Origin of the sequence: Pseudomonas turukhanskensis (assembly GCF_027922365.1) — a bacterium.
Lineage (GTDB): Bacteria > Pseudomonadota > Gammaproteobacteria > Pseudomonadales > Pseudomonadaceae > Aquipseudomonas > Aquipseudomonas turukhanskensis.
On record NZ_BSFN01000011.1, the window covers coordinates 18,295 to 35,996 of the forward strand.

General features: G+C 63.3%; 12 protein-coding genes and 1 riboswitch. Of the genes, 7 read left to right on the forward strand and 5 right to left on the reverse strand.

Features of this window, described 5'->3' with window-relative positions:
* Positions 1-2 precede the first annotated feature (2 nt).
* The 5 genes from PKE98_RS17610 (at position 3) to dxs (ending at position 8,333) form a co-directional block, all read left to right on the forward strand.
* Positions 3-245 carry an exodeoxyribonuclease VII small subunit gene (locus PKE98_RS17610; protein WP_271196630.1) on the forward strand — a complete coding sequence of 81 codons (243 nt, stop codon included), beginning with the start codon at positions 3-5 and terminating at the stop codon, positions 243-245.
* Entirely contained in the window at positions 242-1,129 is an 888-nt protein-coding gene (gene ispA, locus PKE98_RS17615; protein ID WP_271196631.1) for a (2E,6E)-farnesyl diphosphate synthase, read from the forward strand. Before PKE98_RS17610 ends, ispA begins: the two co-directional genes overlap by 4 nt.
* A gap of 179 nt (positions 1,130-1,308) precedes the next feature.
* Positions 1,309-4,590 (forward strand): carboxyl transferase domain-containing protein, encoded by a 3,282-nt coding sequence (locus tag PKE98_RS17620; protein WP_271196632.1) that lies wholly within the window; start codon positions 1,309-1,311, stop codon positions 4,588-4,590.
* A 5-nt stretch (positions 4,591-4,595) separates the two neighbouring features.
* Complete coding sequence (locus tag PKE98_RS17625) at positions 4,596-5,561, forward strand: alpha/beta fold hydrolase (protein ID WP_271196633.1); 966 nt, start codon at positions 4,596-4,598, stop codon at positions 5,559-5,561.
* A gap of 849 nt (positions 5,562-6,410) precedes the next feature.
* Positions 6,411-8,333: a 1-deoxy-D-xylulose-5-phosphate synthase gene (dxs, locus tag PKE98_RS17630; protein ID WP_271196634.1), complete on the forward strand. Its 1,923-nt coding sequence runs from the start codon at positions 6,411-6,413 to the stop codon at positions 8,331-8,333.
* A 56-nt stretch (positions 8,334-8,389) separates the two neighbouring features.
* Here dxs and hemN read toward each other — a convergent pair whose 3' ends face one another.
* Positions 8,390-9,772, reverse strand: coding sequence for an oxygen-independent coproporphyrinogen III oxidase (hemN, locus tag PKE98_RS17635; protein ID WP_271196635.1), 1,383 nt, complete (start codon positions 9,770-9,772; stop codon positions 8,390-8,392).
* Between the two features lie 1,799 nt (positions 9,773-11,571).
* Here hemN and PKE98_RS27190 point away from each other — a divergent pair.
* Together PKE98_RS27190 and PKE98_RS17645 are read left to right on the forward strand one after the other, a co-directional pair.
* Positions 11,572-12,270, forward strand: coding sequence for a methyl-accepting chemotaxis protein (locus PKE98_RS27190; RefSeq protein ID WP_373877882.1), 699 nt, complete (start codon positions 11,572-11,574; stop codon positions 12,268-12,270).
* 130 nt (positions 12,271-12,400) lie between these two features.
* Positions 12,401-12,693, forward strand: a riboswitch (cobalamin riboswitch).
* 96 nt (positions 12,694-12,789) lie between these two features.
* Positions 12,790-14,682 carry a TonB-dependent receptor domain-containing protein gene (locus tag PKE98_RS17645; protein ID WP_271196637.1) on the forward strand — a complete coding sequence of 631 codons (1,893 nt, stop codon included), beginning with the start codon at positions 12,790-12,792 and terminating at the stop codon, positions 14,680-14,682.
* Positions 14,683-14,854: 172 nt separating this feature from the next.
* Here PKE98_RS17645 and PKE98_RS17650 read toward each other — a convergent pair whose 3' ends face one another.
* From PKE98_RS17650 to bla, 4 genes are all read right to left on the reverse strand, one after another.
* Positions 14,855-15,652, reverse strand: coding sequence for a helical backbone metal receptor (locus PKE98_RS17650; protein WP_271196638.1), 798 nt, complete (start codon positions 15,650-15,652; stop codon positions 14,855-14,857).
* Positions 15,652-16,068: an MFS transporter gene (locus PKE98_RS17655; protein ID WP_271196639.1), complete on the reverse strand. Its 417-nt coding sequence runs from the start codon at positions 16,066-16,068 to the stop codon at positions 15,652-15,654. Before PKE98_RS17655 ends, PKE98_RS17650 begins: the two co-directional genes overlap by 1 nt.
* Entirely contained in the window at positions 16,065-16,685 is a 621-nt protein-coding gene (gene ribA / locus PKE98_RS17660; protein WP_271196640.1) for a GTP cyclohydrolase II, read from the reverse strand. Before ribA ends, PKE98_RS17655 begins: the two co-directional genes overlap by 4 nt.
* 147 nt (positions 16,686-16,832) lie before the next feature.
* Positions 16,833-17,702: a class A beta-lactamase gene (gene bla / locus PKE98_RS17665; RefSeq protein WP_271196641.1), complete on the reverse strand. Its 870-nt coding sequence runs from the start codon at positions 17,700-17,702 to the stop codon at positions 16,833-16,835.

Below are 17,702 nucleotides of genomic sequence, written 5' to 3' on the forward strand. Positions count from 1 at the left end.
CCATGGCCCGCAAAAAAGCCGCCGTCGATTTTGAACAATCCCTTGCCGAGCTGCAGACCCTGGTCGAGCGCTTGGAGAACGGCGAGCTGTCGCTTGAGGACTCCCTCACTGCTTTCGAACAGGGCATTCGCCTGACCCGCGACTGCCAGGGCGCCCTGGCCCAGGCTGAACAGAAAGTGCAGATTCTGCTGGAGCGCGATGGCGAGCTGGAGGAAGCCCCCTTCGACGCGGACGAACAAGCATGATCGCGGCGTACCAGAAAACCTGTCAGACCCGCGTTGATAGCAAGCTGGACGAACTGTTTCACGCCCCACGCCCCGAACTCGCCCTTATTTATCAGGCCATGCGCTACAGCGTCATCAACGGCGGCAAGCGCGTGCGCCCATTGCTGGTTTACGCCGCCTGTGAAGCCTTGGGCGGCAACCCGGAGCGCGCCGACGCCGCCGCCTGCGCCGTAGAGCTGATTCACGCCTACTCCCTGGTGCACGACGACCTGCCGGCCATGGACGATGACGACCTGCGCCGCGGCCAGCCGACCACTCACAAGGCTTTCGACGAAGCCAGCGCCATCCTTGCCGGTGACGGTCTGCAAAGCCTGGCTTTCGAAGTGCTTGCCGACACCGTGCGCAATCCGCTGCCGGCCGAGGTGCGCCTGGACATGATCAGCACCCTGGGCAAAGCCGCGGGTCCTGCCGGAATGGTAGGGGGCCAAGCCATCGACCTCGGCTCGGTCGGCCAATGGCTGGACCAGGGCGCACTGGAAATCATGCACCGGCACAAGACCGGCGCCCTGATTGAAGCCAGCGTGCGCTTGGGCGCCCTGGCCAGTGGCGAAGCCGACAGCCTGAGCCTGCGCGCCCTGCAGGAATATGCCCAGGCCGTGGGCCTGGCCTTCCAGGTGCAGGACGATATTCTCGACGTGGAGAGCGACACGGCCACGCTGGGCAAAACCCAGGGTAAAGACGAAGCCAACCACAAACCCACGTACCCGGCCTTGCTTGGGCTGGACGCGGCCAAGGCCTATGCCTTGGAATTGCGCGACCTGGCGCTGCATGCCTTGCGCCCCTTTGGTGAAGCGGCTGAGCCGTTGCGCGATCTGGCGCGGTATATCGTCGAGCGCCGCAGCTGATTCAAACGTCAAAAAGCTCGAGGCTTCAGCCTCGAGCTGTTGCATCTACCCCCATCATCACCCTCACCTCTTTGCCGCCATTCGCCCCAGCCAGCAAGCTTCCGCTGGCTGCTCTGGGCCGCCTAAGCTCTACTCCCTGATCGGCCCGCCATAACATCAAGAAAAACCAGGGAGCACCCATGCCCATCCGCAATCTGCTTATCGCCAACCGTGGCGAAATCGCCATCCGTATCGCCCGTGCCGCCGCCGAACTGGATATGCGCAGCGTGGCAGTGTTTGCCGAAGATGAAGCAGCCGCCCTGCACACACGCAAGGCTGATGTGGCGGTGGGCCTCAAGGGCCGTGGCGTAAGCGCCTATCTGGATATGGACCAACTGATCGCCATCGCCCAGGCCCAGGGCTGCGATGCGGTGCACCCCGGTTACGGCTTTCTGGCGGAAAACGCCGAATTCGCGCGCCGGTGCAAAAGCGCCGGGCTGATTTTCGTCGGACCCAGCGCCGATGTGTTGGAACAGTTCGGCGACAAAACCCAGGCGCGCACCCTGGCCATGCGCTGCGGCGTGCCGTTGACCGCAGGCACCAACCAGCCCACCAGCCTGGCTCGCGCCCAGTCGTTCATGGCCGAGCTTGATGGCGGCGCCATGATGATCAAAGCCCTGGCCGGCGGCGGTGGCCGTGGCATGCGCGCGGTGTTTGCCGCCGAAGACGTGGCCCAGGCCTACGCCCGTTGCCAGTCCGAAGCCATGGCGGCCTTTGGCAATGGCGACCTGTATGTGGAGCGGCTGATCCGCAACGCCCGGCATATCGAAGTGCAGGTGCTCGGCGATGGCGAGCAGGTGGTGCACCTGTGGGAGCGCGACTGCACCCTGCAACGGCGTAATCAGAAACTGGTGGAAATTGCCCCCAGCCCCAACCTCGACCCGACCGTGCGCGAGGCCATGTTCGCCGCCGCACTGAAGCTGGCCAGTGCCGTGGGCTACCGCACACTGGGCACCTTCGAGTTTTTGCTGGATGTGGATAACGGCGACTTCGTGTTTATGGAAGCCAACCCCCGTTTGCAGGTGGAGCACACCGTGACCGAAGCGGTCACCGGCATTGATCTGGTGCAGGCGCAATTGCGCGTAGCCGGCGGCGCCAGCTTGGTCGAGCTGGGTTTGCAGCAGGAACAGATTGCGGCGCCCCGTGGTTTTGCCGTGCAGCTGCGGGTCAACCTGGAAAGCATGAACGCCGATGGCAGCGTACAGCCCGCTGCCGGCTTGCTCAGCGCCTACGAGCCGCCAAGCGGCGCTGGTATTCGCGTGGATGGCTGCGGTTACAGCGGCTATGCCACCAGCAGCAGTTATGACTCGCTGCTGGCCAAGCTGATCGTGCAGGCCAACGACGACTTCCCCGGCGTGCTGCGCCGCGCCTACCGTGCCCTGTGCGAATTCCGCCTGGAGGGTGTGGCGAGCAATATCCATTTTCTGCAGAACCTGCTGCGCCACCCACAGGTGCAGAACAATCAGGTCACCACTCGCTTTGTCGAAGAGCAGATCGGCCAATTGCTCGCCCCGCAGGAGCAGGCACACCGCCATTTGTTCTTCCCGCAGGCCGCCGGCGCCGCACAACAGCAGCAACATGCCGACACGCCAGTCGGCTGCATCGCCCTGCAAGCACCGAGCGCCGGCGTGGTGGTCAGCGTTGATGTGCAGGTAGGCGATGCGGTGGCGGTCGGCCAGAGTATTGCCGTGCTGGAAGCGATGAAGATGGAGTTTGTGGTCAAGGCGGCCCACAGCGGCATTGTTCACAGCCTGGCCGTAGGCCCGGGCGACAACCTGTTTGCCGCCCAGCCGCTGCTGTTTATTCAGCCCGCCGAAGTGGCACAGCAGCATCAACACAGCGAAGAAAGCATCGACCTGGACCATATCCGCGCCGACCTTGCCGAGGTGCTCGAACGCAACGCCCTGACCCGCGACGAACGCCGCCCGCAGGCCGTGGCCAAGCGGCGCAAAACCGGCCAGCGCACCGCCCGCGAAAACCTCGATGACCTGCTCGATGCCGACAGCTTTATCGAATACGGCGCCCTGGCACTGGCGGCGCGGCGCCGACGTAATTCGGTGGAAGATCTGATCGTGCAAAGCCCGGCTGATGGCCTGGTCAGCGGCATTGGCACGGTCAACGCCGAGCAGTTTGGCGCCGAGCGTGCGCGCTGCATGGCCATCTCGTACGACTACACGGTATTCGCCGGCACCCAGGGGGCGATGAACCACAAGAAAACCGACCGCATGCTGCAACTGGCCGAACAATGGCGCCTGCCGCTGGTGCTGTTTGCCGAAGGCGGCGGTGGCCGCCCCGGCGATAGCGACTTCGTTGGCGTCGCTGGCTTGGACTGCCACACGTTTATCGGCATGGCCAAGCTTTCCGGGTTGGTGCCGCTGGTGGGCGTGGTGTCCGGGCGCTGCTTCGCTGGTAACGCAGCGCTGCTCGGTTGCTGCGATGTAATTATTGCCACAGCGAACGCCAGCATCGGCATGGCCGGGCCGGCGATGATCGAAGGCGGCGGGCTGGGCACCTTTACCCCGGAGCAGGTCGGCCCGGTGAGCGTGCAGGGCCCCAACGGCGTAATCGACGTGGAAGTGGCTGACGAAGCCGAAGCCGTTGCCGCCGCCAAGCGATACCTGTCTTACTTCCAGGGCCCGCTCAGTGCCTGGCAGTGCGCCGACCAGCGCGAACTGCGCCAACTGATCCCGGAAAATCGCCTGCGGGTGTACGACATCCGCCAGGTGATCGCCACCCTGGCCGACCAGGACTCGGTGCTGGAGTTGCGCCGCCGCTTTGCGCCCGGTTTGATCACCGCGTTTATTCGCATCGAAGGCCAACCGTTCGGCCTGATCGCCAACAACCCCGCGCACCTGGGCGGCGCCATCGACGCCGTGGCCGGCGACAAGGCCGCGCGTTTTATGCAGCTGTGTGATGCCTTCGATATTCCGCTGGTATCGCTGTGCGACACCCCCGGTTTTATGGTCGGCCCGGACGCCGAAAAGCAGGCGACCGTGCGCCATGTGTCGCGCATGTTCGTCACCGCCGCCAGCCTCAGCGTGCCGTTCTTTACCGTGGTGCTGCGCAAAGGCTACGGCCTCGGCGCCCAGGCCATGGCTGCCGGCAGCTTCCATTCGCCGCTGTTCACCATCGCCTGGCCCAGCGCCGAATTTGGCGCCATGGGGCTGGAAGGTGCGGTGCGTCTGGGCTTTTCCAAAGAGCTGGCAGCACTTGAAGACCCGGCCGAGCGCCAGGCGCTGTTCGACAAACTGGTGGCCAAGGCCTACCAGAACGGCAAAGGCATCAACATGGCCAGCTTCCTGGAAATCGACGCTGTGATAGATCCAATAGAAACCCGCAGCTGGCTGGTCCGAGGCTTCAACGCCGCGCCGCGCGCGCCCAAGCGTGACGGCAAAAAACGTTCTTTCGTGGATACCTGGTGACCCCAATGACAGCCTTCCAACAGCAACTCCTCGACGTCAACGGCATCACCTTGAGTATTTACAGCGCCGGCCCTGACAGCGGCAGGCCGGTGTGGCTACTGCACGGTTTTCCGGAATGCTGGTACTCCTGGCGCAGCCAGATGACCGCGCTGGCCGAGGCCGGGTATCGCGTGTACGCGCCGGAAATGCGCGGCTACGGCGACAGCAGCGCGCCGGAAGACGTGGCGGCTTACCAGATACTGACCCTGTGCGCGGACATTCAAGGCGCCATGGATGCGCTGGGGCATACCGATGTCTGCATGATCGGCCATGACTGGGGCGCGCCGGTGGCCTGGCACCTGGGCTTGCTGGAGCCCGAGCGGGTGAGCGTGCTGGGCGCGATGTCGGTACCCTTCGGCGGACGGCCCAAGCGGCCGGCCATCGACATCATGCGCGAAGCCAATGTGGGGCGGTTCAACTACATCGTGTACTTCCAGGAGCCGGGGGTTGCCGAGGCCGAGTTGAACGCGGATATCGAGCGCAGCATGCGGTTGTTGATTGGCGGCAATAGCGATGTGTTCCTGCATCCCAAACCGGCGGATGCGCAGTTTCTCGCGGGGCTGGACGTGCCGACGACCTATCCTGAGTGGTGCAACGAGCAGGACTTTGCCGTGTACCTGCGCACGCTGAACAAGCATGGGTTTCATGGGCCGCTGAATTGGTATCGCAATTTCGAGGTGAACTGGCAGAGCACGGAGTTTCTCGCAGGGCGGCAGGTGTTGCAGCCGACGTTGTTTTTGCTGGGCGAGGATGATCCGGTGGGCAAGTTGGAGGCTTATACGGTGAAGAAGATGGGGGAGCTGGTGCCCAGGCTGGAGTCCCATGTGCTGAGTGAGTGTGGGCATTGGATTCAGAATGAGCGGGCTGGGCGGGTTAATGAGTTGCTTCTGGAGTTTTTGGGGAGACACTATCCGCGCGCTGGGATTGTGTAGGTATTCATTGGCGCGTGGGCTGGACGTTTTGTTTCGCGCCTTACGCGCGAGTTTCTTTTTCCAGCCGTCGGAATGCCGCACCATAAAAAAGAAACCAAAAAATCTTGCCCCTACCTGGGCCCTACGCTGCGCTTCGGGTCCCCTCGCTACGTCGTCGCTCCAGGGGCCGGGCTGAAGGGCCATCCATGGCCCTCATCCCTCTGCGCGGCTCCCGGCCGCTACAAACCCTTACGCAACGACTCCACTCGGCCTGCGCTCAAGGGGCGGGTGGATCACAAGCGGTAGATCACAAGCCGGATCAAGGTCAACTGCCCCTCTCCCCCGGCCCCTCTCCCGCAAGCGGGCGAGGGGTGACGTATGCCAGCCGCCTCACTCCGGTCTGCCCCCTCTCCCGCGTGCGGGAGAGGGCTGGGGTGAGGGGCACTTGATCTGGCTTTTGATCTACCCGCCCCTTGAGCGCAGGCCGAGTGGAGTCGTCGCGTAGGGGGTTGAGCGGCATGGATGCCGCGAGAGGCACGATGGGCCAGGGACGCCCCGTCGTGGCGTGCCCCCGGAGCGGCGATGGAACGAGGGAAGTTTTCACGCAGTGAAAACCCAAGGTGGGGGCAAGATTTTTTGGTTTCTTTTTCATCGACTGGAAAAAGAAACTCGCGCGTAAGGCGCGAAACAAAACGTTCAGCACACGCGCCAATGCAGATCACCTCATCTCTAAGGCAAGGAACAGAGAAGGAAATCCCCCACAAACCCTCCGGACATCGGTATTTGCCCGAGCGCGTCACGCGCACCCTACGAAAATCCCTACTTCATCAGGTAAACTGCGCCATCTTTTATACCTATAACGATTGCCTGATGCCCACGACGTTTCACGAGTTCCCCCGCGAACGCCCCGCTACGCCGCTGCTCGACCGTGCAGAGACGCCTGTTGGTCTGCGTCGTCTGGGCGAGGCCGAGCTGGAAATCCTCGCTGACGAGCTGCGCCAGGAGCTGCTCTATACCGTTGGCAAGACCGGTGGGCACTTCGGTGCCGGCCTGGGTGTCATCGAGCTGACTATCGCCCTGCACTATGTCTTCGACACGCCGGATGACCGCCTGGTGTGGGACGTGGGCCATCAGGCCTACCCGCACAAGATCCTCACGGGCCGTCGCGAGCTTATGCACACCCTGCGGCAGAAAGACGGCATCGCCGCCTTTCCGCGTCGCAGCGAGAGTGAGTACGACACCTTTGGCGTCGGCCATTCCAGCACCTCCATCAGCGCCGCGCTGGGCATGGCGATCGCCGCTCAGTTGCAAGGCAGCAAGCGCAAGTCGGTGGCAGTGATCGGTGATGGCGCGCTGACCGCAGGCATGGCTTTCGAGGCGTTGAACCACGCTTCCGACGTCAAGGCCAATATGCTTGTCGTGCTTAACGACAACGACATGTCGATCTCCAAAAACGTCGGCGGTCTGTCCAATCACCTGGCCAAGATTCTTTCCAGCCGCACCTACGCCAATATGCGCGAAGGCAGCAAAAAGGTGCTGTCGCGCCTGCCAGGCGCCTGGGAAATTGCCCGTAAAACCGAAGAACACGCCAAGGGCATGCTGGTATCGGGCACCTTGTTCGAAGAGCTGGGCTGGAACTATATCGGCCCCATCGATGGCCACGACCTACCCACGCTGATCACCACCTTGCGCAATATGCGCGAGCTGGAAGGTCCGCAGTTTCTGCATGTGATTACCAAGAAAGGCAAAGGCTTCGCTCCGGCCGAGCTGGACCCGATTGGTTACCACGCCATTACCAAGTTGGAACCGGTAAACGCTCCGGCGGTGCCGAAAAAACCGAGCGGGCCGAAATACTCGGCGGTGTTTGGCCAGTGGCTGTGCGACATGGCTGAGGCCGATGCGCGGCTGATGGGCATTACCCCGGCGATGAAAGAAGGCTCCGACCTGGTGGCGTTTAGCGAGCGCTTCCCGAAACGCTATTTCGATGTGGCGATTGCCGAGCAGCACGCAGTCACCCTGGCGGCCGGTATGGCCTGCGAAGGGGCCAAGCCGGTGGTGGCGATTTACTCCACCTTTTTGCAGCGCGGCTACGACCAACTGATTCACGACGTGGCGGTGCAGCACCTTGATGTGTTGTTCGCCATCGACCGTGCCGGTCTGGTGGGCGAAGACGGCCCGACTCACGCCGGCAGCTTCGATTTGTCTTACCTGCGCTGCATCCCGGGCATCGTGGTAATGGCGCCGAGCGATGAAAACGAGCTGCGCCGCATGCTGACCACCGGTTACCTGTTCAACGGCCCGGCGGCGGTGCGTTATCCACGCGGTTCCGGCCCCAATGCCAGCATCGACGAAGCGTTGGTGCCGCTGGAGATCGGTAAAGGCGTGGTGCGTCGCAAAGGCCAGGGCGTGGCGATGCTGGTGTTTGGCGTGCAATTGGCCGACGCCCTGCTGGTCGCCGAAAAGCTCGATGCCACGGTGGTGGATATGCGTTTCGTCAAACCGCTGGACGAAGCGCTGATTCGCCAGATGGCCGCCGAGCATGGCCTGCTGGTGACCATCGAGGAAAACGCCATCATGGGCGGCGCTGGCAGCGCGGTCAGTGAGTTCCTGACCCGCGAGAGTTTGCTCAAGCCGCTGCTGCACCTGGGCTTGCCGGATGTCTACGTGGAACACGCCAAGCCTGCCACCATGCTGGCTGAATGCGGGCTGGATGCGGCGGGTATCGAGGCGGCCATCAATGAACGACTGGCCCTGCTGACACCGCTCAGCCTGGCGCCGACCATCACCGCGTAAGCGTTCTGCTCGAACAAAAAGGCCGGTCACTTGACCGGCCTTTTTGTTTCTACGGTTTAGATCACCCGGGAAAAACGCTGGCTGTTCTGCTCGCTGAGGTAGTGGTCAAACAGCATGCATACCGAACGCACCAGCAGCCGCCCGGCGGGCAATACCTCAATGCCTTTGTCATTCAGGCTGATCAAACCGTCGCGGGCGAACTGCTGCAACTGCGGCCAAACTTCGGAGAAGTAGCCGCGAAACTCGATGTTGAAGGTGCTCTCGATCAGGCTGAAATCCAGCCTAAAGGCACAGATAAGGTGCTGGATCACGGCGCGGCGAATGCGGTCATCTTCGTTGCACAGCAGCCCGCGCTCCACTGCCGAATGCCCTTCGTCGATGGCGGCGATATAACGCGACAAGTCGCTGCTGTTCTGGCAGTACAAGTCGCCCAGCTGGCTGATGGCCGATACCCCAAGGCCCACCAGATCGCAGTGGCCGTGGGTGGTGTACCCCTGGAAGTTGCGCCGCAGCATGCCGTCTTCCTGCGCCACAGCCAACTCGTCGTCGGGCAGGGCAAAGTGGTCCATGCCGATGTACACGTAACCGGCGTCGGTCAGTTGTTCGATGCTGCGCTGGAGCATTTCCAGCTTGGCCACCGGGCTTGGCAGGTCCTCGGCACTGATGCGCCGCTGCGGCATAAAACGTTCCGGCAGGTGCGCGTAGTTGAACAACGACAGACGATCAGGCTGCAGCTCGATGACTTTTTCCACGGTTTGGGCAAACCGGTCGGGAGTTTGCTTGGGCAGGCCGTAGATCAGGTCGATGTTTACCGAGCGAAATTGCAAGGTCCAGGCCGCCTCGACGATGGCGCGGGTCTGCTCGAAACTTTGCAGGCGGTTAACCGCTTGCTGCACCTGCGGATCGAGGTCCTGCACGCCCAGGCTGACGCGGTTGAAGCCCAGCTCACGGAGCAGGCCCATGGTCGACCAGTCGGCTTCGCGGGGGTCGATCTCGATACCGTAGTCGCCGCTGTCGCCGTCAAGCAGGGTGAAGTTTTCCCGCAGCTGACGCATCAGCTCGCGCAGTTCGGTGTGGCCCAGAAAGGTGGGCGTACCGCCGCCGAAATGCAGCTGCTCCACCACCTGGCGACGATCGAGCTGGCTGGCGATGCGGCTGATTTCTTCATGCAGGCGCTGCAGGTAGGGCACGGCGCGGCCGCGGTCTTTGGTGATGACTTTGTTGCAGCCGCAGTAGTAGCAAATGTTGGCGCAGAACGGCACGTGCACGTATACCGACAGCGGCCGCAGCGCTTTGCGACTTTCGGCCAGAGCGTGCACCAAGGCATTGCCGGCGACCTTGTCGCTGAACTGCAAGGCGGTGGGGTAAGAGGTGTAGCGCGGACCGGGGTGGTCGTAGCGGCGAATGAGGTCGGCATCCCAGTGAATGGCTTCAAGCATGGCGGCGGTCCGAGAGGAGCATGGGCGGCCAGTCTAGGTACCTGCGACAAAGCGGTTCTTGACTTGACGCAACGCCAAGGAAAATCCCTACATCGCTTTTCGTTCAGTAGCGCACCACAACGGAGCATCGACAACCGCGAAAAAACAGCCCCCCGCGAAACGGCTGCGCGCAGAACGCCCGTTCCAATTAGAAAAGCGACATCAACCTGGCAAATTGCGTCATCGCGCCATTAACGTGCCAGTACCGAGGAGAAACGGTCTCCTTTTTGCAATATCCGCCCCTCACGCTAGGCCACGCACAGCCCTTTGCGAGCACGGATATGCAGCTTAAAAGTCATCAAATGGCCTTGAACGGCCAGGAAAAGCGCTGGTTGCCGTGGTTCGGCACGCACAATAAATGGGCCCTGCGCTGGGCCAGCCTTATCAACCGCAGCCAAGCGGCCCGCCTGGAAAAAACCTTTACCGGCATGGCCCACACCCGTGCGCAGCTGCTGCTGGGCTGGACGCACCAGCACTGGCAACAACTGCATCAGGTCGCCAGCACCCTCAGTGACCAATGGCCACGCCTGGACCCCGCGCAACTCCAGAGCATCGCCGAGCCCATGCACGAGGTGTCGGAACTGTTCGTGGTGGACGTAAGCGGCAAGGTTCTGGCTTCCACCCACGGCGCGCGAATCGGCCAGCGCCACGATGACAAGGCACTGGCCAGCGGCCTGCTGAAGCCGTTTCTGCTGGGCCCGTACCGCGACGACGTGACCCGCGAGCTGGGCGCCACCACCTCGCGCTTCCACGACGCCGTCACGCTCATGTTCCATCAGCCGCTGGTGGTCGCCGGGAAAACCGTAGGCTGCCTGTGCGCACGCATCCCCAATGACGTGATGAGCGACCTGATCCAGCGTGAAGCCGGCCACGTGTACCGCGACTCGGGCGACAACTACCTCTTTATGATCAAGTCGGTGTACGACCCCGCCATTGCCCCCGGCACGGCGCTGTCGCGTTCGCGCTTTGAAGACAGCACCTTCACCGCCGGCGAAAACCTCAAGGACGGCGTGCACACGCCCTTCGGTACCGTACGCGTGCGCCAGCACACCGAATTCGAACTGCGCTTTACCGACCCGGCCACCAAAGAACTGCACCCCGGCGTGCGGGAAACCATGCGCTGCGGCAGCAACCTGTTTGTGCTCTACCCCGGCTACCCGGATTACCGCCGCGTGCCGGTGGTGGGCGCCGGCCTGACCCTCAACCTGCCGGGCTCCCCCGACACCTGGGGCATGATGTGCGAAGGCGACCTGGAAGAGGTGTACCGCCAGCGCAGCCTCAGCTACACCCTGCTCAAAGCCTTGCTGGTGAATGTGGCCGGCGCCGCCGCGCTGCTGGCTGGCGCGCACCAGGGGCTGGACTGGACGGGCGAGCAACTGGCCTGGGCCATGGCCGCTAGTTCCCCGTTGGTGCTGCTGAGCTTCTGGTACTTCAGCCTGCGCCCGCGCAGCCAGAAGTTGCAGGCGCTGTGCGACTTCTTCCTCGACACCGCCGAATGCGGTGCGCCATTAAGCAACCGCTTCAGCGCCGAGCGCTTGCAGGCCGATGAAACCGGTTCGCTGGCCGGCTGGGTCAACAGCTTCGTCGACAAGATGGACGACACCATGCAGAGCATCGTCTCTGCCGGCAGCGCCCTCAATCACACTAGCGCGGCGCTGAACCACACCTCCGGCACCGTCAGCCAATGCGCCAACCAACAGAACAGCGCCGCCCAGGCTACCGCCGAAGCCACCGAAGGCGTCAGCCACAGCATCAGCGCCATGACCGAGCATATTCTGGGCAGTGAACAGGCCTCGCAGCAGGCACTGCAACTGGCCGACGAAGGCGCGCGAGTGGTGCAGCAGACCACCGCCGAAATAAATCGTCTGGCCCAGTTGGTCACCGACGCCACGGCCACCATCGAAGGCCTGAACCAGCACACCCTGGCCGTGCAAACCATCAGCGACACCATTCGCGGCATCGCCGACCAGACCAACCTGCTGGCCCTCAATGCGGCCATTGAAGCGGCGCGTGCGGGCGAATCCGGGCGCGGCTTTGCCGTGGTTGCCGAGGAGGTGCGCAACCTGGCACAGCGCACCAGCGAAGCCACCCAGGCCATCGCCCAGAGCCTGGACAGCATGCGCCAGCAAGCGGTGCAGGCCGTCGGCTCCATGCAGCAATGCCAGGCCAGCGCCGGCACCAGCGTGCAACAGGCAAGCATGGCCAATCAGGCCTTGCAGCGCATTCATAGTGAAGTGGCGGGCATGCAGGCGCAGCTCGGCCAGATCAGCCGCGCCATGCAATCCCAGCGCGACCAGGCGCAGGCTGCCAACCGGCAAGCGCAAACCATCAGCCAGGGCGCCGGCCAAAGCGCCCAGGCCGCGGACCAGACCCAGATGGCGGCGCGAGCGCTTGAACGGTTGGTGTTGGACCTGCACAAAGCCGCCAGCCGGCTCGGCCAGGCCGAAACGACGGCGTAGGGCGGATTCCCGCTCGCGGGCATACGCCGTTGCTCGATACCAGCGAAACGGCGGATACGCCTTAGGCGTATTCGCCCTACCCGCACGCCCCCACAACCCTTGACCCACCTCCCCGCCCCCGTTAGGGTGCGCGGCGTTTATCCAAACAGGTGCGCCCGGCTCAAAAGAGCCTGGCGTTAAACGGGAAGCCGGTGCGCTCCAAGAGCCATGCCGGCGCTGCCCCCGCAACGGTAATCGACCGCAGCCTGGCTGCATGCCCGATCGACACACCACTGGGTTTACCTGGGAAGGTGATCGCGGCAAGAGCAGGTGGCGTGAAAACTACTGCGCTCGGTTTAGCCCTGCTAAACCTTCGCTCGCTACGTTCTCACGCGCCCTGAAAAGGTCGAAAGCCCGGAGACCGGCCTGTGCGGAATCGACTGGTGTTGCGGAGGGCAGCACCATCAAGCACAGGCGTGCGCTCCATGCGCCGTGCTTGCCTATGCCCTCCTCAAAATTTTTCTTTTGAGGATTCTCCCGATGAAGTACATCCACATCGCCCTGCCGGCATTGTTGTTGCCGCTGCTGGCCCAGGCGCAAAGCAATGACGACTCGCTGAAACTACCAGAGATGGTGATCACCTCCGGCCGTATTGCCGAACCGCTCGACCAGGCCACCGCCGCCGCTACCGTTTTTACCCGCGCCGATATCGAGCGCCTGCAACCCAGCTCCATCACCGACCTGCTAACCCGCGTGCCCGGCGTGCAACTGGTGCAGAACGGCGGACGCGGCAGCAACACTTCGCTCTTCATTCGCGGCAGTAGCAACACCCAGAGCCTGATTCTGGTGGACGGCCAACGCATCGGTTCAGCCTCCGACGGCGGCGCCAGCTTGCAGTACCTGAGCGTCGAGCAGATCGAGCGCATTGAAGTGATTCGCGGCTCGCGCTCGGCGCTGTACGGCAGCGATGCCATCGGCGGCGTGGTGCAGATTTTCACCCGCCGTGGCAGCAGCGGCCTGCACCCGCGCCTGGCTATCAGCGCCGGCAGCAACCAGACGTTTGAGCGCAGCATGGGCCTCAGCGGCGGCGATGAAAACACCCGGTTCAGCCTCAACGGCAGCCTGGATGAAACCGCCGGTATCGACCGCACCGGGCCCTCCTACGCCTCGGACAGCGACCACGACGCCTATCGCAACAAGGCGCTGAGCTTCAACCTCAGCCATCGATTCAGCGAGCAGGTGGAAGCCGGCGTCAGCGTGCTGGACCAGCGTGGGCGCAGCGAGTACGACAACCCGTTCGGTCGCTACGACGAGAACTACAACGTCTTCCCTCAGCAGCCGTACACCGACTTCAGCCTCAGCAGCGCCAGCAGCTTTATCGATGCGCAACTCACCGACATATGGAACAGCCGCCTGGAACTGGGCCACAGCGAGAGCCGGCAGAAAACCGAGGACAAGCTCAGCGACGAGGTCAGCGTGTTTAACACCTACCGCGACTCGGCCAACTGGCTCAACACCCTGCAACTGACCGAGCAACACAGCCTGTTGCTGGGCGCCGACTGGTACGAAGACGAGCTGCACAGCACCACCAACTACGACCAGCAGACCCGTTGGAACCAGGCCGCCTTTGTGCAGCATCGGTTCCAGGGCGACTGGTTCTCCACCGAGCTTGGGCTGCGCCACGACAAGAACGAGCAGTTCGGCAGCGAGAACACTTGGAACGGCGCCATTACCGTGCCGCTGGGCGATTCGACATCGTTAATTGCCTCCTACAGCGAAGGCTTCCGCGCGCCAGCCTTTAACGAGCTGTATTGGCCGAATGACGGCCAGGGCTACATCGGCAACCCGGACCTGTCGCCGGAGCATTCGAAGAACTACGAACTGCAACTGCGCGGCGAGCAGCTGGGCACCCGCTGGAGCCTGGCCGCTTACCGCAACAAAGTGCGCGACCTGATCAGCACGACCCAGTACAACCCTGACACCTTCCGCACGGTGAACCTCAACCAGGCGCGCCTGCAGGGCATCGAGCTGAGCCTGGCGCGCGAGGTGCTGGGTTGGCAGGCCTCGGCCGCCGCCAACTGGCTGGACGCCCGTGACCGCGACACCGGCCACGCCTTGCCGCGCCGCGCCAAGCGTACGCTGAACCTGGATATCGACCGCACCTTCGGCAAGCTGGGCTTGGGCGCCAACTGGCAGGCGGTTAGCAGCAGCTACAACGACGTCGCCAACACCCAGGAACTGGCCGGCTACGGCCTGCTGGGCGTGCGCAGCAGTTGGCAGGCGAGTGCCGAGCTGAAGTTGGAATTCAAAGTCGATAACCTGCTGGACAAAGACTACAGCCGCGCACTGTACAGCCATGATGGCGAGAACTACGGCTACCGCGAGCAAGGGCGTAGCGCGACCATCGGCTTTGTGTGGACGCCGGCGATTTAATCCAGACCACCGTCATCCCCGCGCAGGCGGGGATCCAGGCTTGCTCAGCGATCACATTCCCCTGCTGCATTCTGGGTCCCCGCCTTCGCGGGGACGACGGTGGAGGTTTGAGCCAGGCCGCAGGAAAGGTGGGGCCGCCTAGGCGAGGCGCAGTCGAAACCCATACTGAACGCTACCGCATCGGCGCGAGCGCGGCACACAGCCGCTCGGTAGCATCGAGCATCTGCAAGCTCGGCCGCTCCAGGCCTTTATCCGGCAGCACCAGCAATTGCTGGCGGTGCACGGCCTTGAGCTGCGGCCAACGGGCCCAGCTGTCCAATTGCGGTTGATCGCCGCCAACGATCACATGGGGGTCGCGTTGCAACACGGCTTCAATGCTGACCTGCGGCGCCGGCAGGCTCAGGTCGGCAAACACATTCCTGGCCCCACAGACACCGAGCGCATCACTGATAATCTGCCCGCCGCCCACGGTGTACAGCGGCGAATTCCAGATCTGGTAGAACACCGGCAACGGCTTGCTGCGGTGAAACCGTTGTTTAAGCGCAGCCAGCCGCTGGCCAAACTCAGCGGCGCGCATCCGCCCCTGCTCCGCCCGCCCAACCCGCACACCGATGGCGGCAAATTGCTCGGCCAATTGTTCCAGGCTATGGGGCTCTGCTTCGTACAGGGGAATGCCAAAACCGATCAGTTGCTGGCGTTGCGCCGCGCTGATGCTGTCGGGCCAGAGCAGTAACAGGTCGGGTTTGAGGGCCAGCAGCCCTTCCATTTCCAGTTGGCCGTAACGCCCCACCGAGGGCAGGTGCGCCAGGGCCTGAGGCCGCTCGCCGCCGTCGAGCACGCCCACGAGCAAATCGCCGGCATCGAGCTCCAGCATGATTTCAGAGAGCGAAGGTGCCAGCGTCACCACCCGCAACTGCGCTGCCGCTGGCCACGCCAGCAGACCCAACAGGCAGGCAAGCAGCAGGCGCATTAGCCGAGCTGGCGAGGAATACGGTAGAGGGCCAGCAGTACGACACTGGACACGGCGAGCAGAATCAGCGGAATGGCTTCCAAGCCTGCGAACACCGCGATGGCGGCAATCCAGGCCGGCAAACCGGCACCGAGGAAAGCCTGGCGCCGGCGGGCGGCCAGGTCCAGCCAGGCGGCGGGTTCTTCCGGGGTGTCGAGCGCTTGTTCGGTGGCGATCAGGCCGCGCTTGAAGGCGGAAAACAGCGGCAGGCTGACAAACATCGAGGCCAGGCCCCCGACAAACAGCGGCATCGCCAGCACCGACACGGTTTTACCGGCGCCGAACAGCAGGTTGACGATAAACACCGGCGCCAGGGTCAGCGCCAGTTGCCGCCACCACAAAAGGCCCAGGCGCTTGCGCACGTCAGCACGGGTCACAGACTTTCCTCAGCCTCGCCCTGGTGCTGGTTGCCGAGCAAGTGCCCCAGCTTGCCGGACTTGGTGGCCAGGTAGTATTTGTTGTGCGGGTTGTGCTCGATCTGCAGCGGCATGCGCTCGGCAACCGGAATGCCCATGTCGGCCAGCGCTTTGAGTTTGCGCGGGTTGTTGGTCATCAACTTCAGCGAGGTGATGCCCAGGTGATTAAGCATCGGCAGGCAGATGGCGTAATCACGCTGGTCAGCGGCAAAACCCAGGCGCTCGTTGGCTTCTACCGTATCGGCGCCACCATCTTGCAGCTCGTAGGCGCGGATCTTGTTCATCAGGCCAATGCCGCGGCCTTCCTGGCGCAAGTACAGCAGCACGCCACGGCCTTCTTTGGCGATGGCGGCCAGGGCCGCTTCCAGTTGAAAACCGCAGTCGCAGCGCAGGCTGAACAGGGCATCACCGGTGAGGCATTCCGAATGCAGGCGACCCAGCACCGGCGCGCCATCGGCGACATCACCGAGGGTCAGTGCCACATGTTCACGGCCGGTGGCTTCTTCGAGAAAGCCATGCATGGTGAAAACGGCAAAGGGAGTGGGCAGCTGGGAGGCGGCGACGAAGACGACAGACACCGAATGCTCCTGATAAAAAGGCGGATTAATCGCACGGGGGCGGCATTGTAACAGCAGGTTTGAAAGCCCGGTCAGCCTGAATTGCTGGCCATAAAGATCAAAGCAGTCGATGCATACACGTAAAAATTATAAGGCACCGTCAACCGCTCACCCGAGCCAGTCCACGACGATGCGCGAGGCCTGGGCCAGGGTTTCGTTGCGCGGCGCAGCGTCCTTGGCGTTTTGCGTCAGGTACAGCGCCAGCACCACAGGTGGTTTTCCCGCCGGCCAGAGCACCGCCACATCGTTCGTGGTGCCGTAGTCGCCGGTGCCGGTCTTGTCGCCCACCTGCCAGCTGGCCGGTACGCCGGCACGAATACGCGCCCCACCGGTGGTGTTGCCACGTAGCCAGTCTTGCAGTTGCTGACGCGCAGGCGGTTGCAGCGCCTCACCCAGCACCAGCTTTTGCAGGCTATGGGCCATGGCCAGCGGCGTGGTGGTGTCGCGCAGGTCACCGGGGATGGCTGTGTTCAGTTCGGTTTCCCAGCGCTCCAGGCGAAAGTGGTGGTCGCCAATGGAGCGGGCAAAGGTGGTGACGCCCTCGGGGCCGTCGAGCAGCTTCATCAGCAGGTTGGCGGCGCCGTTGTCGCTGTATTGAATGGTGGCGGCGCACAGCTCGGCGACGGTCATGCCGTCTTGCACATGCTGCTCGCTGATGGGCGAGTGGCTCACAAGGTCGCTTTTTCGGTAGGTGATGCGCTTTTGCAGCAAGCCTGGCGTCAGGGTGCTGCGCTGCAAAATGGCGCCCGCCAGCATGGCCTTGAAGGTGCTGCACAGGGGGAAGCGCTCATCGCCACGGAAACTCAGCACCTGGCCGTTGCCGGTGTTCAGGGCAACCACCCCGAGGCGCCCGGCAAAACTGCTTTCCAGTTGCGTGAGGCGCTGCAGCGGGTCGCTGGCAGTGGCAGCCCACGCTGGCAGCAAGGGCAACGCAGCGGCGGCGAGCAGAAAGGTTCGACGGTTGAACGAATAGGTCAT